We start from the raw sequence: 21,699 nt of genomic DNA, 5'->3' as shown, positions 1-21,699 counted from the left end.
TCAGGAGGCTTCAGCAATGGCGACACCACGTTTAACCCAGAAAGACATGACCGAAGCCGAGCAGCGCGAACTGAAAACGCTTCTCGACCGCGCCCGCATCGCGCATGGCCGCACGCTGACGAATGCCGAAACCAATCAGGTTAAAAAAGAGTACATCGATAAGCTGATGGCGCAGCGTGAGGCCGCGACGAAAAAAGCCCGCAAGCTGAAAAAAGAGCAGGCTTATAAACCCGATGCAGAGGCCACCTTTTCCTGGTCGGCCAATACCTCTACCCGCGGAAGGCGCTAATCAGCGCCCTTTCTTTTTGCGCCCCGGCTGGGTAAAGCGTTTTCCGTTGCCCGGCTTGCCTCGCCCTTTCTCTTCCGCCTGCGGCGCCTTCACCACCGGGCGTTTAATCGCCTGAGCTTTTGGTTTGGCTTTGGCCTTCGGCTTCGCTTCAGATGAGGAGTTTTCGATTAGCTTGAACAGCTCGATCAGCTCATCGTCCGTTAGGTCACGCCACTCGCCCAGCGGGATACCGGACAGGCTGACGTTCATGATGCGCGTGCGCTCAAGCTTCGTCACTTCATAACCGAAGTGCTCGCACATGCGGCGGATCTGACGATTCAGGCCCTGCACCAGGGTAATGCGGAACGCGAACGGCGCTTCTTTCTTCACCTTACACTTTTTCGTGACGGTACCGAGGATCGGCACGCCGGCGCCCATGCCGCGAATAAAGTCGTCCGTGACCGGCTTATTCACCGTCACAATGTACTCTTTCTCGTGGTCGTTACCGGCTCGCAGAATTTTGTTGACCAGATCGCCGTGGTTGGTGAGGAAAATCAGCCCCTGCGAGTCTTTATCCAGACGGCCAATCGGGAAGATACGGCTGCTGTGGTTCACGAAATCAACGATGTTGTCCCGCTCGCCGTCTTCCGTGGTGCTGACAATCCCAACCGGCTTGTTCAACGCGATAAACACCAGGTCTTCGGCATCACGCGGTTCGATGACCTGACCATTCACTTTGACCACATCGCCAGGCACCACCTGATCGCCGATCGTGGCGCGTTTGCCGTTAAGAAACACGTTACCTTGTTCAATGTAACGGTCCGCCTCGCGACGTGAGCAGATCCCGCTCTCGCTAATGTATTTGTTTAATCGGGTTGATTGAGTTGGCAGCATAGTTTCTCCTGTGAAGGGCGAAATATACCTTAGGTACGGGCTGGAAAAAAAGATTAGCCGACGGTAACTGAGACGGGTTTTCCAAGTTTGCCCAGCATCATGACCAGCGTGTCGAGCGTAAATTTATTAGTTTTAAGATTCACCACGTCGGAGACACGTGGTCTGGATACATTTAATCGGACCGCGGCATCCGCCTGGCGAAGCTTGTTTTCAGCAATCCATGAGGAAATCTCCTGCATGAGCTGTCGCTTGATCGCCAGCAGTTGCTCAACCTCTTTTTCAGCGCTGTCTTGTAGTCGCTCGGCCTCATTCTCTTCGAAGCCCAGTTCAGTAAAAATATTTGCTTCTGCCGCCGTCACGTGGCGAATTTTTGTATCAACACGGTCTCGCATATTCAATTCCTCCGGGCATCAAGTACGGCCTGAAAGCGTGTCCTGGCGATATGCTTATCATGGCTTGTTGTACGCTGCGTTTTTTTGTTAAAGCAATGCAGCACATACACCGCATCGTCAAAACGGGCTAAATAAAGGATTCGATAAGCCCCCATGTTCCCACGAAGCCGTATTTCCGCCACGCCTTTGCCAATTTCAGACATCGGCTTCCAGTCCGCCGCCTCCAGGCCAGCCTGCAGCCGGTGTAGCTGATAGCCAGCATCTCTGCGAATTTCTTCTGGAAAACCGCGTAGATCGTCAAATGCACTTCCCATCCATGCAATCGGCCTTATGACTGGCCTTTGTGAAAGCATACCACATCCTTGTATAAAATTTTATACACCATCAAACAATAGCGTTACTCCACGAGCACGTCGCGACTCGTGGAACTACGTTATGTTTTCTTCAGGATTTGGTCACGCCTCGCGGCCAGAATCTGCGAGGCGCTTTCAGAGATTAATACTCATCCCGCTCGTCGTCTTCATCCGGCTGCTCCATCACGCTGTAGGCCACCGCGCAGAAAAGCGAGTTGAGACGCTTCATATCCCCCAGCAGCCCCAGGTGCAGAGAACTGGTCTCGATACTCTGCACGTTCTGCTGATGCAGACGCTCAACGTGGGCGTGCGAGTAGCGGCGGTTCAGAATGCGGAAACGATGCTTGTTGCGGCGCAGGCGGCGCGCGCTCGGCACGTCGCTGGAAAAGAAGACCAGCATCGCCAGCTTCAGGTTGCTCAGCAGCTGTTCGTGCAGCGCCTCAAGCTCCTTCAAGCCTTCACCTGAAAACGCACGACGCGCGGCAAGGGATTTGTCGGCGATCTCGCTGCCCATACGCTCAACGATATCGGAAGCCTGCTCAAGGTTAAGCGACATCTCGATGATTTCCGCCCAGCGGCGAGACTCCTCTTCCGCCAGCTCGTCCTGCGGCATGCGCGCCAGATAGAGCTTAATGGCGGTATAAAGCACGTTGATATCGTCCGCTAATCGGCGCAATTCTTTCTCTTCACGCGGCTCGCCGTGCATCACCTTTTGCAGGCCTTCGAGCATGGTTTCCATTGCATCGCCCATGCGCAGCGTCTCGCGCGCGGCATTCGCCAGCGCCAGCGCCGGGGTATCCAGCGCGGACGTATCCAGATGCTTCGGCTTCAGGCGCGCATCCAGCTCCGGTTCATCCTGAATGAGACGTTCGCAGAAGCGGGCCATCGGCGCCGCAAAAGGCACCATCGCCAGGCAGCGCACCAGGTTGTAGAACACGTGGAAATAGATCACCAGCTCCGCCTTCGGCAGCGAGAGGTTATCCATCAGGTTCGCCAGCGGGTGCACAAACGGCAGGATAATCAGGCTCCCCACCAGCTTAAACAGCAGGCTGCCGAGCGCCACGCGGCGGGCGGCAGCGTTGGCGGCGCTGTTGTTGAGCATTGCCAGCAGGCCAGATCCCAGGTTGGCACCAATGACCAGACACAGCGCCACCGGGAAGGAGATCGCTCCGGCTGCGGTTAAGGTCGCCGTCAGCAGGACCGCCGCCAGGCTGGAGTAGCTGACGATGGCAAACACCGCCCCGATCAGCGCGTCGAGCATGATGTCACCGGTCAGCGAGGCGAAGATGACCTGAACGCCGTTGGCCTGGGTTATCGGGGTCACCGCCTGCACAATCAGCTCCAGCGCCAGCAGGATCAGCCCCAGGCCAATGCCCACGCGCCCGAGCTGCCCGGCGCGGGTCTGCTTGCGGCCAAGGAAGAAGATGACGCCGATGAAAATCAGCAGCGGTGACAGCCAGGAGAGGTCAAACGTCAGGATACGCGCCATCAGCGCGGTACCCACGTCGGCGCCCAGCACAATGACCAGCGCCGGAGCGAGCGCCACCAGATCCTGCGCCACAAAGGAGGTGACGAGCAGGGTTGTAGCGTTACTGCTCTGAACCAGCGCCGTGACGCCAATGCCCGCGCAGAAGGCGAGCGGCTTCTTCTCAACGCTGCTGCTGAGGACGGTGCGTAAACGGGCGCCAAAGACGCGCATCACGCCGGTACGGACGATATGGGTCCCCCAAACGAGCAGTGCGACTGCGGAAAGCAGGTGTAACAACGTCAGCACGGAAGGTTTTCCTCCTTATCGTTATTCATTTTCCTTAGGTTCAGTATAAGGGTTTAAACGTAAGAAAGAGACAGGGCGCCCCATGAGCGCCCTGTTTGTTGTAAGGAAAAGTGATTTTAGTCGGCGTCGTAGCCGAGATTCGGGGCCAGCCAGCGCTCAACCTCTGACACGCTCATGCCTTTGCGCAGGGCGTAATCTTCGATCTGATCGCGCTGCAGCTGCGCCACGGCAAAGTACTTGCTGTCCGGGTGGCTGAAGTACCAGCCGGAAACAGAGGCACCCGGCCACATGGCGAACGACTCGGTGAGCTTCATCCCCGTATGGGCCTCAACATCGAGAAGTTTCCAGATGGTGCCTTTTTCGGTGTGCTCCGGGCAGGCCGGATAGCCCGGCGCCGGGCGAATCCCCTGGTAGTTTTCGCGAATAAGCTCCTCGTTGCTGAGATTCTCGTTAGCCGCGTAGCCCCAGTGCACCTTGCGCACGCGCTCGTGGAGGTACTCGGCGAAAGCTTCCGCCAGGCGGTCGGCTATCGCTTTCACCATGATTTTATTGTAATCATCGTGCTGCGCGTCGAACGCGTCCGCCAGGGCATCTTCTTCCAGGCCGCCGGTTACCGCGAAGGCGCCGATATAGTCGGCTTTACCACTCAGCTTCGGCGCGACGAAATCGGCCAGGCAGTAGTTGGCGAAGCCCACTTTTTCGGTTTGCTGGCGCAAATGGCGGCTGACCGCAAGCACGTGGGTGCGGGTCTCATCGCGGTAAATTTCGATGTCGTCACCCACGCGGTTCGCCGGGAACAGGCCCACGACGCCGCGCGGGTTGAGGGTTTTCTCTGCGCTCAGCGTGTCGAGCATGTCGTTGGCGTCTTTAAACAGGCGCTTCGCCTCTTCACCCACCACCTCATCTTCGAGGATGCGCGGGTATTTTCCCGCCAGCGACCAGGTCATAAAGAACGGCGTCCAGTCGATGTAGTTGCGCAGCGTTTCGATGCTGGCGGTGACGTCCTGCACGCCCAGGCGGTGCGCCACCGGCGGCGTATAGCTGGACCAGTCAAATGCCAGGTCGTTGTCGCGCGCCGCCTGAAGTGAAACGGGCGGGGTGCGCGGCTTCTTGCGCCCGTGCTGAATGCGGACGGTCTCGTACTCTTTGCGGGTGCGCGCAACAAACTCGTCGCGCTGGGTGTCGGAGAGCAGCGCGGACACCACGCCCACCGTGCGCGAGGCGTTCTGCACGTAGACCGTCGGGCCGCTGTAGTTCTGTTCGATTTTTACCGCCGTATGCGCTTTGGAGGTGGTCGCACCGCCGATCAGCAGCGGAATAGTGAAGCCCTGACGCTCCATCTCCTTTGCCACATTGACCATTTCGTCCAGCGATGGCGTGATCAGCCCGGAAAGGCCAATCAGGTCGGCGTTCACCTCGCGCGCGGTCTTAAGGATTTTATCCGCCGGGACCATGACGCCCAGGTCGATAATTTCGTAGTTATTGCACTGCAGCACCACGCCGACGATGTTTTTGCCGATGTCGTGGACGTCGCCCTTCACGGTGGCGATGACCATCTTGCCGTTGCTGGAACCTTTCTCCTTGCTGGCCTCGATAAACGGCTCCAGGTACGCCACGGCCTGCTTCATCACGCGGGCGGATTTCACCACCTGCGGCAGGAACATTTTGCCCTCGCCGAACAGATCGCCGACCACGTTCATGCCGTCCATCAGCGGGCCTTCGATCACCTCAATCGGGCGGGCTGCCTGTTGGCGCGCCTCTTCGGTGTCCTGCTCGATAAACTCGGTAATGCCTTTCACCAGCGAATATTCCAGACGCTTTCTCACGTCCCAGGAACGCCACTCGGCCTGCTGAACGTTGGCCGATTCATCCGACTTGCTGCCGCGGTATTTCTCCGCCAGGTCAAGCATGCGCTCGGTGGCGTCGTCGCGGCGGTTAAGGATCACGTCTTCTACCGCGTCGCGAAGCTCGGCAGGCAGGTCGTCGTAAATCGCCAGCTGGCCAGCGTTGACGATCCCCATGTCCATCCCGTTACGAATGGCGTAGTAGAGGAACACGGCGTGGATCGCTTCACGCACCGGGTCGTTGCCGCGGAACGAGAACGACACGTTCGACACGCCGCCGGAGATGAGCGCATGCGACAGCTCGCGCTTGATGTCCTCGCACGCGCCGATAAAGTCCTGCGCATAGTTATTATGCTCTTCGATGCCGGTCGCCACGGCGAAGATGTTCGGGTCAAAGATGATGTCTTCCGGCGGGAAGCCCACCTCTTCGGTCAAAATCTTGTACGCGCGGCGGCAAATTTCTATTTTGCGCTCGCGGGTATCGGCCTGGCCCACTTCGTCAAAGGCCATTACCACCACGGCGGCACCGTAGCGGCGGACCATTTTCGCGTGGTGGATGAAGATATCCACGCCCTCTTTCATCGAGATGGAGTTGACGATGCCTTTACCCTGAATGCACTTCAGCCCTTTTTCGATGACCTCCCACTTGGAGGAGTCGATCATGATCGGCACGCGGGCGATGTCCGGCTCACCGGCAATCAGGTTGAGGAAACGCACCATCGCCGCTTCGGCGTCGAGCATCCCCTCATCCATGTTGATATCGATAATCTGCGCGCCGCTTTCCACCTGCTGGCGGGCGACGTCCAGCGCTTCGCTGTATTTCTCTTCTTTGATCAGGCGCTTGAACTTCGCCGAACCGGTAACGTTAGTACGCTCACCCACGTTCACAAACAGGCTGTCGTCGCCGATGGTCAACGGCTCAAGGCCGGACAGACGACAGGCAACGGGAAGCTCCGGCAGCCTGCGCGGCGGCAGCCCGGCCACGGCGTGGCTCATGGCGGCGATGTGCTCTGGCGTGGTGCCGCAGCAGCCGCCGACGATGTTCAGGAAGCCAGACTCGGCCCACTCGCGGATTTGCGCCGCCATGGTGTCGGCATCCAGATCGTATTCACCAAAGGCGTTCGGCAGACCGGCGTTTGGGTGGGCGGTGACGTAGCATTCCGCAATGCGCGACAGCTCCTGCACGTACTGGCGCAGTTCATCCGGCCCCAGCGCGCAGTTCAGGCCAAAGGAGAGCGCGTCGGCGTGGCGCAGAGAGTTATAAAACGCTTCGGTCGTCTGGCCGGACAGGGTGCGGCCGGAAGCGTCGGTGATGGTGCCGGAAATCATGATTGGCAGATCAACGCCCAGCGCCTCGAACTCTTCTTTTACCGCGTAAATGGCGGCCTTGGCGTTGAGGGTGTCGAAAACCGTTTCAATCAGGATGAGATCGGAACCGCCTTCCACCAGCGCTTTGGTCGATTCACGGTAGGCTGCGACCAGCTGATCGAAGGTGATATTACGAAACGCCGGATCGTTGACGTCCGGTGAGATTGACGCGGTGCGGTTGGTTGGGCCAAGCACCCCGGCCACGTAACGCGGTTTGTCCGGCGTGCGGGCCGTCCATTCGTCGGCGCAGGCACGGGCCAGTTTAGCCGCCTCAAAGTTGATCTCCGCCGACAGGGATTCCATCTGGTAATCCGCCATGGCGATGGTTGTCGAGTTGAAGGTGTTGGTTTCAACGATATCCGCACCCGCTTCGAAGTAGGCGTTGTGGATATCCTTAATGACGGACGGCTTGCTGAGCACCAGCAGGTCGTTGTTCCCTTTCAAGTCGCATGGCCAGTCGGCAAAGCGTTCGCCGCGGAAATCATCTTCACTGAGACGATAGCCCTGGATCATGGTGCCCATGCCGCCGTCCAGCACCAGAATTCGTTCATTTAACTGCGCACGCAGTTGCTCTACTTTGCTGCTCACACTTGCTCCCGACAACGCTCAACAAGGCCAAAAGGCTGCGTTCCATACTGGCACAATCTTGCAGGGTGGAAAAGTCGCGCAGCGGTAACATGAGACATGTTCACCATCACTCATCCGATCAGTCAGGATACGGTTGCAAATTCACCAAATAAAACGAAAATGATTTCCACGATACAGAAAAAGGAGATCGTCATGGTCGCGACCGTTCCCGCTAAACGCGGCAGAAAACCTGCTGCTACCCCCGCCGCACCGCAGGGCGGACAGGTTCAATCGCTCACGCGCGGTTTGAAGCTGCTGGAGTGGATAGCCGAGTCGCACAGCAGCGTGGCCCTGACGGAGCTGGCCCAGCAGGCAGGCCTGCCGAACTCCACGACGCATCGCCTGCTGACCACCATGCAGCAGCTGGGTTTTGTCCGCCAGGTCGGCGAGCTGGGGCACTGGGCGGTGGGCGCGCATGCGTTTATCGTTGGCAGCAGCTTTCTGCAGAGCCGCAACCTGCTGGCGATTGTTCACCCGATTCTGCGCAAGCTGATGGAGGAGTCCGGCGAGACCGTAAACCTGGCGGTGCTGGACCAGAGCGACCATCAGGCCATCATCATCGACCAGGTGCAGTGCACGCAGCTGATGCGCATGTCCGCGCCGATTGGCGGCAAGCTGCCGATGCACGCGTCCGGAGCGGGGAAAGCGTTTCTCTCGCAGCTGAGCGAGGAGCAGGTGACGGGGCTGCTGCACCGTAAAGGTCTGCACGCCTATACCCACGCCACGCTGGTTTCGCCCGTGCATCTGAAAGAAGATCTGGCCCTGACCCGCAAGCGAGGCTATTCGTTTGATGATGAAGAACATGCCCTGGGCCTGCGCTGCCTCGCGGCCTGTATTTTTGACGAGCACCGCGAACCGTTTGCCGCTATCTCCATCTCCGGGCCGATTTCGCGCATGACCGACGACCGCGTGACCGAGCTGGGTGCGCTGGTGATTAAGGCGGCGAAAGAGGTGACGCTGGCGTACGGTGGGATGCGTTAAAATTGAGTGCGGCCTGATGCCCTTACCCCGGCCCTCTCCCACAGGGAGAGGGAGAAAAACGGATGCAAAACCGCTGCTTGCGGCGGTAGGCATATACATCTTCGACGTGCCCATTTTTGATCCGCGTTTGCAGCCCGCGCCAGTAGCTGGCGCGAAACAGATCCTCATGCATTTCTTCGAACAGCGGCCCGATGCGCGGGTCGGCGCACAGCCAGTGGCGAAACTCTTCCGGAAACACATCGCCCGGTGAAACGCTGTACCACGGCTCGCCGGAAAGCTCATCCTCCGGGTAGCGCGGCGGGGGTATATCGCGGAAGTTCACCTCGGTCATGTAGCAAATTTCATCGTAATCGTAGAACACCACCCGCCCGTGACGGGTGACGCCGAAGTTTTTAAACAGCATATCGCCCGGGAAAATATTGGCGGCGGCAAGCTGGCGAATCGCGTTGCCGTACTCTTCTATCGCATCGCGCAGCGCCTGACCTTCAGACTGCTCCAGCCAGATGTTCAGCGGCACCATACGACGCTCAATGTAGAGATGGCTAATCGCGATTTTGTCACCAAGATCGGTGATTTTCGCGGGCGCTTCCTGCATTAATAGTCCCATGAGCGCCGGGTCGATCTGCTGCTTATCAAGCACAAAGTTTTCGAACTCCTGGGTATCCGCCATGCGCCCGACGCGGTCGTGCTCTTTGACCAGCTGATAGCAGGCGCGGACGTGCGCGGCGGTCATCTCTTTCTGCGGCGCGAACCGGTCTTTAATCACCTTAAACACCCGGTCGAAGCCCGGCAGCGTAAAGACCAGCATCACCATGCCGCGAATGCCGGGCGCTTCGATAAACTGCTCATCAGCCGCGGTGACATAGCGCAGGTATTCGCGATAGCTTTCCGTTTTGGCGTGCTTCTGGCAGCCAATCGCCATATACAGCTCGGCGGTGGTTTTGCCCGGCAGGATTTCGCGCAGCCACTCCACCAGCGCGGCAGGCAGCGGCGCATAAACCATAAAATAGGAGCGGGCGAAGCCAAATACGATGCTGGCCTCGGCGCCGGTGGTCAGGCAGGTATCGACAAACAGTTCCCCGTCGTCGGTACGGTGGATCGGTAACAAAAACGGCACGATGGCGGTCGGCGTAACCAGTTTGCCCACCAGCCAGGCGGCTTTATTGCGGTAGAACAGCTCGTTGGCCACCTGCAGATGGCTGCAGCCGAGCACCTCCGCGCCGAAGGCTTCGTTGAGATGCGCGTGGATATACCCGATATCCCGGCTTTTATTCTCCCAGGGCAGGCGCAGCGGCAAATCCGTTAGCACGCGGTGCAGGAGCTTTTCCCATCCGCGATCGGGGAAGAAATCCTTCGCCAGCGGACGGGGAATGGTTCGAAAGCGCCGTTCAGGCTGGGAGCTGAAGATAAATAACCGCTCAGGAGATAACGAGCGGTGGTCAAATAACCGGCAATAGACGGAGTTGAAAAAGCTCTCCGCAATCTCGAAGCGAGGATAGTCGGGTAACAGATGGGTGTAGTGCTCCTTCACGCGCAGTAAAAAATCCGCATCCGGACTTTTACCGTCGGTAATACAGCGCAGCTGCTCCACCACCAGACCCACGTGGTGGTCGTAGAGGTGGATACGCTGCTTCATGGCCTGCTGTGCCGCATGCCAGTCAGCATGTTCGAAGCGCTGCTGCGCGCCGGATGTCACTTCAAGAAAACGACCATACTGGGCATCGAAGCCCTGCAAAATAGTTTGGGCAATCAGTAATTCCAGGCCACGCGACATAAATTCCCCTTACCCCTCACCCTAACCCTCTCCCCAAAGGGAAGAGGGGACGGTCTGGTGCGAATCTGTTTTCCCCCTCGCCCCTTGGGGAGAGGGCCGGGGTGAGGGGGAAAACATCAGAACTGTGCTTCTTCCGTTGAACCCGTTAAGGCGGTGACGGAGGAGGTGCCGCCCTGAATAATGGTGGTCACGTTATCAAAGTAGCCGGTGCCCACCTCCTGCTGGTGAGACACGAAGGTATAACCGTCTTTGCCAGCCGCAAACTCCGGCTGCTGCACCTTCTCGACGTAGTGCTTCATGCCCTCACCCTGCGCATAGGCATGGGCCAGGTCGAACATGTTGAACCACATGCTGTGGATGCCCGCCAGGGTGATGAACTGGTATTTGTAGCCCATGTCGGACAGCTGCTGCTGGAAGCTGGCGATGGTTTTGTCATCCAGCTTCTTCTGCCAGTTAAAGGACGGCGAGCAGTTGTAGGCCAGCAGTTTGCCCGGGTATTTCGCGTGAATAGCATCAGCGAAGCGTTTTGCCAGCGCCAGATCCGGCGTGGAGGTTTCGCACCAGACCAGGTCAGCGTATGGGGCGTACGCCAGGCCGCGGCTGATCGCCTGTTCGATCCCCGCATGGGTGCGATAGAACCCTTCACTAGTACGCTCGCCGGTGATGAACTCGCTGTCGTAGGGGTCGCAGTCAGAGGTGATCAGGTCCGCCGCGTCCGCATCGGTACGGGCAATCACCAGCGTCGGCACGCCGAGCACGTCAGCCGCCAGACGCGCGGCAACCAGCTTCTGAACCGCTTCCTGTGTTGGAACGAGTACCTTACCGCCCATGTGGCCGCATTTCTTGACTGACGCCAGCTGGTCTTCGAAGTGAACGGCCGCTGCACCGGCCTCAATCATCGATTTCATCAGTTCAAAGGCGTTCAGCACGCCGCCGAAGCCCGCTTCCGCATCCGCGACGATCGGCAGGAAGTAGTCGATGAAGCGCGGATCGTTAGGTTCAATACCGGCGGCCCACTGGATCTGATCCGCACGGCGGAAGGTATTGTTGATCCGATCTACCACCGACGGCACGGAGTTAGCCGGATAGAGCGACTGATCCGGATACATGCTGGAGGCCAGGTTGGCGTCCGCCGCGACCTGCCAGCCGGAGAGGTAGATAGCCTCAATGCCGGCCTTCGCCTGCTGCAGCGCCTGACCGCCGGTCAGCGCACCCAGGCTGTTGATATAGCCCTTTTTGGAACCACCGTGCAGCAGCTTCCACATTTTCGCCGCACCGTTCTGCGCCAGCGTGCATTCCGGGTTAACCGAGCCGCGTAATTTCACCACCTCTTCCGCGCTGTAAGGACGGCGGATGCCTTCCCAGCGAGGTTGTGTCCATTCTTTCTTCAGTTCTTCGATTTGTTGGGTACGGGTTTTCATGTGCAGATGCTCCATATTGTTATGTGGTGGATTACGCCAGGAAGCGGTAGCCCGGCAGGGTCAGGAAGTCGATTAAGTCATCTGATGTGGTGATTTGCTCCATCAGGCGTGCAGCGTCGTCAAAGCGTCCGCTGCTGAACCGGTGTTCGCCCAGCTCGTCCTGGATCACCCGCATCTCTTCGGCCAGCATCTGGCGGAACAGGGATTTGGTCACCGGCTTGCCGTTGCTAAGGGTTTTTTGATGGTGGATCCACTGCCAGATAGAGGTGCGAGAAATCTCCGCCGTTGCGGCATCTTCCATCAGGCCGTAGATCGGCACGCAGCCGTTACCGGAGATCCATGCTTCAATGTACTGCACGGCGACGCGAATGTTGGCGCGCATGCCCTCTTCGGTACGTTCGCCCGCGCACGGCGCCAGCAGCTGTTCTTCAGCCGTTGGGGCATCGTCTTCACGCGTGACAAACAGCTGGTTTTTGTTGTCGCCGAGGACGCGGTTAAAGACTTCCATCGCCGTATCGGCCAGGCCTGGGTGGGCAATCCACGTCCCGTCGTGACCGTTACGGGCTTCCAGCTCTTTGTCGGCCTTCACCTTGTTGAGCACCTGATTGTTGCGCTCGGCGTCTTTGCTCGGGATAAAGGCCGCCATGCCGCCCATCGCAAAGGCACCGCGCTTGTGGCAGGTTTTGATCAGCAGACGCGAGTAGGCGCTGAGGAACGGTTTATCCATGGTCACGACCTGGCGATCCGGCAGGACGCGATCGGGATAGTTTTTCAGGGTTTTGATGTAGCTGAAAATATAGTCCCAGCGTCCACAGTTCAGGCCGACAATGTGGTCGCGCAGGGCGTGCAGAATTTCATTCATCTGGAATACGGCTGGCAGCGTTTCAATTAGCAGCGTAGCCTTGATGGTGCCGCGCGGCAGATTGAAACGATCTTCCGCGTAGCTGAAGACCTCGCTCCACCAGGCCGCTTCCTGCCAGGCCTGCGTTTTTGGCAGATAGAAATAGGGGCCGCTGCCTTTTGCCAGCAGATTCTTGTAGTTGTGGAAGAAATAGAGTGCGAAATCAAACAGGCTGCCCGGTATGGCTTCCCCACGCCAGGTGACGTGTTTTTCAGGCAGATGGAGACCGCGTACGCGACAGATCAGCACCGCCGGATTCGGTTTCAGCTGGTAGATTTTACCGGCTTCGTTGGTATAGCTGATGGTGCCGTTCACGGCATCGCGCAGGTTGATCTGCCCTTCGATGACCTTACGCCAGTCCGGTGCCAGCGAGTCCTCAAAATCAGCCATAAAGACCTTCACGTTCGCGTTCATGGCGTTGATCACCATTTTGCGCTCTACCGGACCGGTGATCTCGACGCGGCGATCCAGTAAATCCTCAGGTATCCCTCGAATTTTCCACTCACCACGACGAATGGAAGCGGTTTCCGAAATGAAACCAGGCAACTTGCCGTTATCAATTTCCTGCTGCTGGTGAATGCGTGCCGCCAGCAGCTTGTTGCGCTGCGGCGTAAAGCGGGTCACCAGTTCAGTCAGAAATTCTACCGCTTCTGGCGTCAAAACCTGCTGTTCTTGCTCGCCATATGGCTGGGTAAAGGCCAGTTCATCGACCGTCGTTGCCTGTTGAGTCATTACTCTGCTCCTCATCAAAGATCCAAAATCACGCCCCCAATGCGAACGAAAGATCGTTGGGTAGTTTTCGCTCAGCAGAATTAAGACTATCTGTATTTTTTCTAAAATCAAAAACAATTTCCATTTTAATTTTCAAATGAGATTAATTGCTTGATTTTGTTGAAATTAAATTTATATAGAATGGTGAATAGAATTTCGGAAATAAAAAAGGCACCCGAAGGTGCCTGATGCGAATAGCTGAAACGCTTTAGGATCGTCTAGTGCAGAAGATTACTCCAGCGTTGGGTTCATGTGACGCAGATCGTATGGCGTTATCTGGTAGACGTAATAGTTGAGCCAGTTAGTGAACAGCAAGTTCCCGTGGCTGCGCCAGGTTGCTCGCGGTTTGTTTTGCGGATCGTTTTTCGGGAAGTAGTTGTACGGTACATCCGGATTAAGACCCGCCTCAACATCACGAAAATACTCTGACGCGAGGGTATCCGGATCGTACTCGGGATGCCCGGTCACAAAGGCAATGCGCTTATCCTTGCTGGCAAACAGATAAGCATCACCCTCTTCCGTTTCGGCCAGGATCTCCAGATCGGTGTAATCACGAATCAGCTGGGCCGGGAAATCGGCGTAGCGAGAATGCGGGGCCAGGAAAGAGTCATCGAAACCGCGCGTCAGCAAGGCATGTTGATGAAGAATGTGGTGTTCGTATACGCCGGAGAGCTTTTCAGTGCGGGTTTGCTTGGGGATGCCATAAAGAATATTCAGCGCGGCTTGTACCGCCCAACAGACAAACAGCGTAGACGTGACGTGATCTTTTGCCCACTCCAGAACCTGTTTGATCTGCGGCCAGTAGGCGACATCGTTAAATTCAACAAGACCGAGCGGGGCGCCGGTAACAATCAGGCCGTCGAAGTTTTCACCCTGAATGTCATCGAAGTTACAGTAGAAGTTGTTCAGGTGTTCAGAAGGCGTGTTGCGTGACTCCCGGGCATCGATTCGCAGCAGCTGAATATCGACCTGCAGCGGGGAGTTCGACAGAAGACGCAGGAACTGGTTTTCTGTTTCGATCTTTTTTGGCATCAGATTGAGAATAAGCACCTTCAGCGGGCGAATTTCCTGACCTGTCGCACGCGAAGCCGTCATGACGAAGACGTTTTCTTCACGCAAGAAATTGACGGCTGGTAGCTCGTCCTGCACCCGAATCGGCATAGCTTTGTATCCTCACAGCATACGTATAAACGTTTAGACATCCAGATAGCTAACAATACCCAGAAACGAGGATAATGTCGAGTCTGCAAGCGGAAGGTGAGAAAGTTTCAAGGAGAGGGTGAAAAACAAAAGCAAAAAACCCCGCACCTTACGGTACGGGGTTCTTCTTATTTGATGCCTGGCAGTTCCCTACTCTCACATGGGGAGACCCCACACTATCATCGGCGCTACGGCGTTTCACTTCTGAGTTCGGCATGGGGTCAGGTGGGACCACCGCGCTAAAGCCGCCAGGCAAATTCTGTTTAATCTGTATCAAAGCTGAAATCTGATTGTTCGTCTCACCGCCAAAACATCTTCGGCGTTGTAAGGTTAAGCCTCACGGTTCATTAGTATCGGTTAGCTCAACGCATCGCTGCGCTTACACACCCGACCTATCAACGTCGTCGTCTTCAACGTTCCTTCAGGACTCTTAAAGAGTCAGGGAGAACTCATCTCGGGGCAAGTTTCGTGCTTAGATGCTTTCAGCACTTATCTTTTCCGCATTTAGCTACCGGGCAGTGCCATTGGCATGACAACCCGAACACCAGTGATGCGTCCACTCCGGTCCTCTCGTACTAGGAGCAGCCCCCCTCAATTCTCCAGCGCCCACGGCAGATAGGGACCGAACTGTCTCACGACGTTCTAAACCCAGCTCGCGTACCACTTTAAATGGCGAACAGCCATACCCTTGGGACCTACTTCAGCCCCAGGATGTGATGAGCCGACATCGAGGTGCCAAACACCGCCGTCGATATGAACTCTTGGGCGGTATCAGCCTGTTATCCCCGGAGTACCTTTTATCCGTTGAGCGATGGCCCTTCCATTCAGAACCACCGGATCACTATGACCTGCTTTCGCACCTGCTCGAGCCGTCACTCTCGCAGTCAAGCTAGCTTATGCCATTGCACTAACCTCCTGATGTCCGACCAGGATTAGCTAACCTTCGTGCTCCTCCGTTACTCTTTGGGAGGAGACCGCCCCAGTCAAACTACCCACCAGACACTGTCCGCAACCCGGATCACGGGTCTACGTTAGAACACCAGCCATTAAAGGGTGGTATTTCAAGGACGGCTCCACGCAGACTGGCGTCCACGCTTCAAAGCCTCCCACCTATCCTACACATCAAGGACCAGTGTTCAGTGTCAAGCTATAGTAAAGGTTCACGGGGTCTTTCCGTCTTGCCGCGGGTACACTGCATCTTCACAGCGAGTTCAATTTCACTGAGTCTCGGGTGGAGACAGCCTGGCCATCATTACGCCATTCGTGCAGGTCGGAACTTACCCGACAAGGAATTTCGCTACCTTAGGACCGTTATAGTTACGGCCGCCGTTTACCGGGGCTTCGATCAAGAGCTTCGCGTTGCCGCTAACCCCATCAATTAACCTTCCGGCACCGGGCAGGCGTCACACCGTATACGTCCACTTTCGTGTTTGCACAGTGCTGTGTTTTTAATAAACAGTTGCAGCCAGCTGGTATCTTCGACTGATTTCAGCTCCACCCGCAGGGGCTTCACCTACATATCAGCGTGCCTTCTCCCGAAGTTACGGCACCATTTTGCCTAGTTCCTTCACCCGAGTTCTCTCAAGCGCCTTGGTATTCTCTACCTGACCACCTGTGTCGGTTTGGGGTACGATTTCGTGTTACCTGATGCTTAGAGGCTTTTCCTGGAAGCAGGGCATTTGTTACTTCAGCACCGTAGTGCCTCGTCATCACACCTCAGCGTTAAAAGGTACCGGATTTACCTGGAACCTCCGCCTACATGCTTAAACCGGGACAACCGTCGCCCGGCTAACATAGCCTTCTCCGTCCCCCCTTCGCAGCAACACCAAGTACAGGAATATTAACCTGTTTCCCATCGACTACGCCTTTCGGCCTCGCCTTAGGGGTCGACTCACCCTGCCCCGATTAACGTTGGACAGGAACCCTTGGTCTTCCGGCGAGCGGGCTTTTCACCCGCTTTATCGTTACTTATGTCAGCATTCGCACTTCTGATACCTCCAGCAACCCTCACAGGCCACCTTCAACGGCTTACAGAACGCTCCCCTACCCAACAACGCATAAGCGTCGCTGCCGCAGCTTCGGTGCATGGTTTAGCCCCGTTACATCTTCCGCGCAGGCCGACTCGACCAGTGAGCTATTACGCTTTCTTTAAATGATGGCTGCTTCTAAGCCAACATCCTGGCTGTCTGTGCCTTCCCACATCGTTTCCCACTTAACCATGACTTTGGGACCTTAGCTGGCGGTCTGGGTTGTTTCCCTCTTCACGACGGACGTTAGCACCCGCCGTGTGTCTCCCGTGATAACATTCTTCGGTATTCGTAGTTTGCATCGGGTTGGTAAGCCGGGATGGCCCCCTAGCCGAAACAGTGCTCTACCCCCGAAGATGAGTTCACGAGGCGCTACCTAAATAGCTTTCGGGGAGAACCAGCTATCTCCCGGTTTGATTGGCCTTTCACCCCCAGCCACAAGTCATCCGCTAATTTTTCAACATTAGTCGGTTCGGTCCTCCAGTTAGTGTTACCCAACCTTCAACCTGCCCATGGCTAGATCACCGGGTTTCGGGTCTATACCCTGCAACTTAACGCCCAGTTAAGACTCGGTTTCCCTTCGGCTCCCCTATACGGTTAACCTTGCTACAGAATATAAGTCGCTGACCCATTATACAAAAGGTACGCAGTCACACCACGAAGGTGCTCCCACTGCTTGTACGTACACGGTTTCAGGTTCTTTTTCACTCCCCTCGCCGGGGTTCTTTTCGCCTTTCCCTCACGGTACTGGTTCACTATCGGTCAGTCAGGAGTATTTAGCCTTGGAGGATGGTCCCCCCATATTCAGACAGGATACCACGTGTCCCGCCCTACTCTTCGAGTTCACAACCTGTGTGCTTTCGTGTACGGGACTGTCACCCTGTACCGTGCGACTTTCCAGACGCTTCCACTAACACACAAGCTGATTCAGACTCTGGGCTGCTCCCCGTTCGCTCGCCGCTACTGGGGGAATCTCGGTTGATTTCTTTTCCTCGGGGTACTTAGATGTTTCAGTTCCCCCGGTTCGCCTCGTTAACCTATGTATTCAGTTAACGATAGTGTGACGAATCACACTGGGTTTCCCCATTCGGACATCGCCGGGTCAAAGGTTCATATCACCTCGCCGGCGCTTTTCGCAGATTAGCACGTCCTTCATCGCCTCTGACTGCCAGGGCATCCACCGTGTACGCTTAGTCGCTTAACCTCACAACCCGAAGATGTTTCACTTCTGATTGCGAAAATTTGAGAGACTCGAACACACATAACATGTGTGTCGTTTCAATTTTCAGCTTGATCCAGATTTTTAAAGAGCAAAACTTCTTAATGCACTCAAAAGTACATTCAGAAGTTCATCATTCATCAGACAATCTGTGTGAGCACTACAAAGGCAGGTTCTTTAAGGTAAGGAGGTGATCCAACCGCAGGTTCCCCTACGGTTACCTTGTTACGACTTCACCCCAGTCATGAATCACAAAGTGGTAAGCGCCCTCCCGAAGGTTAAGCTACCTACTTCTTTTGCAACCCACTCCCATGGTGTGACGGGCGGTGTGTACAAGGCCCGGGAACGTATTCACCGTAGCATTCTGATCTACGATTACTAGCGATTCCGACTTCATGGAGTCGAGTTGCAGACTCCAATCCGGACTACGACGCACTTTATGAGGTCCGCTTGCTCTCGCGAGGTCGCTTCTCTTTGTATGCGCCATTGTAGCACGTGTGTAGCCCTACTCGTAAGGGCCATGATGACTTGACGTCATCCCCACCTTCCTCCAGTTTATCACTGGCAGTCTCCTTTGAGTTCCCGGCCTAACCGCTGGCAACAAAGGATAAGGGTTGCGCTCGTTGCGGGACTTAACCCAACATTTCACAACACGAGCTGACGACAGCCATGCAGCACCTGTCTCAGAGTTCCCGAAGGCACCAATCCATCTCTGGAAAGTTCTCTGGATGTCAAGAGTAGGTAAGGTTCTTCGCGTTGCATCGAATTAAACCACATGCTCCACCGCTTGTGCGGGCCCCCGTCAATTCATTTGAGTTTTAACCTTGCGGCCGTACTCCCCAGGCGGTCGACTTAACGCGTTAGCTCCGGAAGCCACGCCTCAAGGGCACAACCTCCAAGTCGACATCGTTTACGGCGTGGACTACCAGGGTATCTAATCCTGTTTGCTCCCCACGCTTTCGCACCTGAGCGTCAGTCTTTGTCCAGGGGGCCGCCTTCGCCACCGGTATTCCTCCAGATCTCTACGCATTTCACCGCTACACCTGGAATTCTACCCCCCTCTACAAGACTCTAGCCTGCCAGTTTCGAATGCAGTTCCCAGGTTGAGCCCGGGGATTTCACATCCGACTTGACAGACCGCCTGCGTGCGCTTTACGCCCAGTAATTCCGATTAACGCTTGCACCCTCCGTATTACCGCGGCTGCTGGCACGGAGTTAGCCGGTGCTTCTTCTGCGGGTAACGTCAATTGCTGAGGTTATTAGCCTCAACACCTTCCTCCCCGCTGAAAGTACTTTACAACCCGAAGGCCTTCTTCATACACGCGGCATGGCTGCATCAGGCTTGCGCCCATTGTGCAATATTCCCCACTGCTGCCTCCCGTAGGAGTCTGGACCGTGTCTCAGTTCCAGTGTGGCTGGTCATCCTCTCAGACCAGCTAGGGATCGTCGCCTAGGTGAGCCGTTACCCCACCTACTAGCTAATCCCATCTGGGCACATCTGATGGCAAGAGGCCCGAAGGTCCCCCTCTTTGGTCTTGCGACGTTATGCGGTATTAGCTACCGTTTCCAGTAGTTATCCCCCTCCATCAGGCAGTTTCCCAGACATTACTCACCCGTCCGCCGCTCGTCACCCGAGGAGCAAGCTCCTCTGTGCTACCGCTCGACTTGCATGTGTTAGGCCTGCCGCCAGCGTTCAATCTGAGCCATGATCAAACTCTTCAATTTAAGTTTGATGCTCGTGAATTAAACTTCGTAATGAATTACGTATGTTCACTCAGAGACTTGGTATTCATTTATTGTCCGAAGACATTAAGAATCCATGTCACTTTGAGTGCCCACACAGATTGTCTGATAAATTGTTAAAGAGCAGTGCAACGCGGCTTTCGCTCACCGTTGCGAGGTGGCGTATATTACGCTTTCCTCTTTCAGAGTCAACCCGTTATTTCAGGATTTTTTCTCTTCAACCGAACCGGCTGTTTGTGAAGTGATTCACATCCGCCGTGTCGATGGAGGCGCATTATAGGGAGTTCTCAGCGGGCCGCAACCGCTAAATGACAGAAAAATGGCTGACTGCTGCATTCCACAGCAAAACCCCGCCTTATACCTTTTTACACACAGACTTATCCACAATGATACGAAAAAGTGAAAATGTGCGAGCGTTGCGCAAACGTTTTCGTTAAAATGCTCGCGCTTAACAAGGATGCCCCGTCAGGTGTGTTAGATGAGTTTTTCACAGGAAAATTCATCTAACGCTCTCTGTAATCGTGAAATCCAGGGGATTTACCATGCAACAACGTCGTCCAGTCCGCCGCGCTCTGCTCAGTGTTTCTGATAAAGCCGGTATCGTCGAATTCGCTCAGGCACTTTCTGCACGCGGTGTAGAGCTGCTTTCCACAGGCGGTACCGCTCGCCTGTTAGCAGATAAAGGCCTGCCGGTTACCGAAGTGTCCGATTACACCGGTTTCCCGGAAATGATGGATGGACGCGTCAAAACTCTGCATCCGAAAGTCCACGGCGGTATTCTTGGCCGTCGCGGTCAGGACGACGGCATTATGGAGCAGCACGACATCGCGCCGATCGACATGGTTGTCGTTAACCTCTACCCGTTTGCCCAGACCGTTGCCCGCGAAGGCTGCTCTCTGGAAGATGCCGTAGAGAATATTGATATCGGCGGCCCGACCATGGTGCGATCCGCAGCCAAGAACCATAAAGATGTCGCCATCGTGGTAAAGAGCAGCGATTACACCCCCATTATTAACGAGATGGACGCCAACGAAGGGTCGCTGACCCTGGAAACGCGCTTCGACCTCGCCATTAAAGCCTTCGAGCACACCGCGGCGTACGACAGCATGATCGCCAACTACTTCGGTAGCCTGGTACCGGCCTATCACGGTGAAAGCAAAGATCCTTCTGGCCGCTTCCCACGTACGTTGAACCTGAACTTCATTAAGAAGCAGGATATGCGTTACGGTGAGAACAGCCACCAGCAGGCAGCCTTCTATATAGAAGAAGAGGTAAAAGAAGCCTCTGTTGCAACTGCCCAGCAGGTTCAGGGCAAGGCGCTCTCCTATAACAACATTGCCGACACCGACGCCGCGCTGGAATGCGTGAAAGAATTCAGCGAGCCGGCCTGCGTTATCGTCAAGCACGCCAACCCATGCGGCGTCGCGGTAAGCACCTCTATTCTGGACGCTTACGATCGCGCGTACAAAACCGACCCGACCTCCGCATTCGGCGGCATTATCGCCTTCAACCGCGAGCTGGATGCTGAAACGGCTCAGGCCATTATCTCCCGCCAGTTTGTTGAAGTGATCATCGCGCCATCGGCCTCCGAAGAGGCGCTGAAAATCACCGCGGCGAAACAGAACGTGCGCGTGCTGGTTTGCGGTCAGTGGGCAGAACGTGTAGCGGGCCTGGACTTCAAGCGCGTGAACGGCGGTCTGCTGGTTCAGGATCGCGACCTGGGTATGGTGACCGAAGCCGACCTGCGCGTCGTCACTAAGCGTCAGCCGACCGAACAGGAGCTACGTGACGCGCTGTTCTGCTGGAAGGTGGCGAAGTTCGTTAAATCCAACGCCATCGTCTACGCCAAAGAGAACATGACCATCGGGATAGGCGCAGGGCAGATGAGCCGCGTTTACTCGGCGAAAATCGCGGGTATTAAAGCAGGCGATGAAGGTCTGGAAGTCAAAGGCTCCGCCATGGCTTCTGACGCCTTCTTCCCGTTCCGTGACGGTATCGACGCTGCAGCCGCTGTCGGCATCACCTGCGTGATCCAGCCTGGTGGTTCTATCCGCGATGACGAAGTGATTGCCGCCGCCGACGAACACGGCATTGCGATGATCTTCACCGACATGCGTCACTTCCGCCATTAATTTCCGGAGC

The 21,699-nt window shown here is 56.1% G+C and carries 12 protein-coding genes and 3 rRNA genes; 3 read left to right on the top strand and 12 right to left on the bottom strand.

Going from position 1 to position 21,699, the window contains the following annotated elements; all coding sequences use genetic code 11:
- The first annotated feature begins 16 nt into the window (after window positions 1-16).
- Window positions 17-289, top strand: a complete 273-nt coding sequence (locus FY206_RS01310) for a YjbD family protein (RefSeq protein WP_032644661.1) — start codon at window positions 17-19, stop codon at window positions 287-289.
- Here the strand turns inward: FY206_RS01310 and rluF are convergent, their stop codons facing one another.
- From rluF to metH, 5 genes are all read right to left on the bottom strand, one after another.
- Window positions 290-1,162 carry a 23S rRNA pseudouridine(2604) synthase RluF gene (gene rluF, locus FY206_RS01305; RefSeq protein ID WP_032644660.1) on the bottom strand — a complete coding sequence of 291 codons (873 nt, stop codon included), beginning with the start codon at window positions 1,160-1,162 and terminating at the stop codon, window positions 290-292.
- A gap of 53 nt (window positions 1,163-1,215) precedes the next feature.
- On the bottom strand, window positions 1,216-1,554 hold the full coding sequence (locus FY206_RS01300) for a helix-turn-helix domain-containing protein (RefSeq protein ID WP_032644659.1): 339 nt from the start codon (window positions 1,552-1,554) through the stop codon (window positions 1,216-1,218).
- Window positions 1,555-1,556: 2 nt separating this feature from the next.
- Complete coding sequence (locus FY206_RS01295; protein ID WP_032644658.1) at window positions 1,557-1,907, bottom strand: type II toxin-antitoxin system RelE/ParE family toxin; 351 nt, start codon at window positions 1,905-1,907, stop codon at window positions 1,557-1,559.
- Window positions 1,908-2,049: 142 nt separating this feature from the next.
- Window positions 2,050-3,681: a Na/Pi cotransporter family protein gene (locus FY206_RS01290; protein ID WP_032644657.1), complete on the bottom strand. Its 1,632-nt coding sequence runs from the start codon at window positions 3,679-3,681 to the stop codon at window positions 2,050-2,052.
- A 116-nt stretch (window positions 3,682-3,797) separates the two neighbouring features.
- Window positions 3,798-7,481, bottom strand: coding sequence for a methionine synthase (metH, locus tag FY206_RS01285; RefSeq protein ID WP_032644656.1), 3,684 nt, complete (start codon window positions 7,479-7,481; stop codon window positions 3,798-3,800).
- A 192-nt stretch (window positions 7,482-7,673) separates the two neighbouring features.
- On the opposite strand from metH, the gene iclR reads away from it, so the two are divergent.
- Window positions 7,674-8,501: a glyoxylate bypass operon transcriptional repressor IclR gene (gene iclR / locus FY206_RS01280; RefSeq protein ID WP_077064501.1), complete on the top strand. Its 828-nt coding sequence runs from the start codon at window positions 7,674-7,676 to the stop codon at window positions 8,499-8,501.
- A 22-nt stretch (window positions 8,502-8,523) separates the two neighbouring features.
- Here iclR and aceK read toward each other — a convergent pair whose 3' ends face one another.
- The 7 genes from aceK to FY206_RS01245 form a co-directional block, all read right to left on the bottom strand.
- Complete coding sequence (gene aceK, locus FY206_RS01275; protein ID WP_032644655.1) at window positions 8,524-10,275, bottom strand: bifunctional isocitrate dehydrogenase kinase/phosphatase; 1,752 nt, start codon at window positions 10,273-10,275, stop codon at window positions 8,524-8,526.
- A 116-nt stretch (window positions 10,276-10,391) separates the two neighbouring features.
- Complete coding sequence (aceA, locus tag FY206_RS01270) at window positions 10,392-11,696, bottom strand: isocitrate lyase (RefSeq protein WP_023334117.1); 1,305 nt, start codon at window positions 11,694-11,696, stop codon at window positions 10,392-10,394.
- A gap of 31 nt (window positions 11,697-11,727) precedes the next feature.
- The gene (aceB, locus tag FY206_RS01265; protein ID WP_032644653.1) at window positions 11,728-13,329 is read right to left on the bottom strand and encodes a malate synthase A; all 1,602 of its coding nucleotides are present in this window, start codon (window positions 13,327-13,329) and stop codon (window positions 11,728-11,730) included.
- A 270-nt stretch (window positions 13,330-13,599) separates the two neighbouring features.
- Window positions 13,600-14,529 carry a homoserine O-acetyltransferase MetA gene (metA, locus tag FY206_RS01260; RefSeq protein ID WP_032644652.1) on the bottom strand — a complete coding sequence of 310 codons (930 nt, stop codon included), beginning with the start codon at window positions 14,527-14,529 and terminating at the stop codon, window positions 13,600-13,602.
- 176 nt (window positions 14,530-14,705) lie between these two features.
- Window positions 14,706-14,821: ribosomal RNA gene (rrf, locus tag FY206_RS01255) — 5S ribosomal RNA — on the bottom strand.
- A gap of 73 nt (window positions 14,822-14,894) precedes the next feature.
- Window positions 14,895-17,799, bottom strand: a 23S ribosomal RNA gene (locus FY206_RS01250).
- A 198-nt stretch (window positions 17,800-17,997) separates the two neighbouring features.
- Window positions 17,998-19,539: ribosomal RNA gene (locus FY206_RS01245) — 16S ribosomal RNA — on the bottom strand.
- Together the 16S, 23S and 5S rRNA genes form the textbook arrangement of a ribosomal RNA operon.
- A gap of 560 nt (window positions 19,540-20,099) precedes the next feature.
- Here FY206_RS01245 and purH point away from each other — a divergent pair.
- Window positions 20,100-21,689, top strand: coding sequence for a bifunctional phosphoribosylaminoimidazolecarboxamide formyltransferase/IMP cyclohydrolase (gene purH / locus FY206_RS01240; RefSeq protein WP_032644512.1), 1,590 nt, complete (start codon window positions 20,100-20,102; stop codon window positions 21,687-21,689).
- Window positions 21,690-21,699: the final 10 nt, after the last annotated feature.

Origin of the sequence: Enterobacter chengduensis (genome assembly GCF_001984825.2) — a bacterium.
Lineage (GTDB): Bacteria > Pseudomonadota > Gammaproteobacteria > Enterobacterales > Enterobacteriaceae > Enterobacter > Enterobacter chengduensis.
The sequence above is the reverse complement of the archived record's forward strand: the minus strand, read 5'-3'. Positions and strand labels throughout refer to the sequence as shown.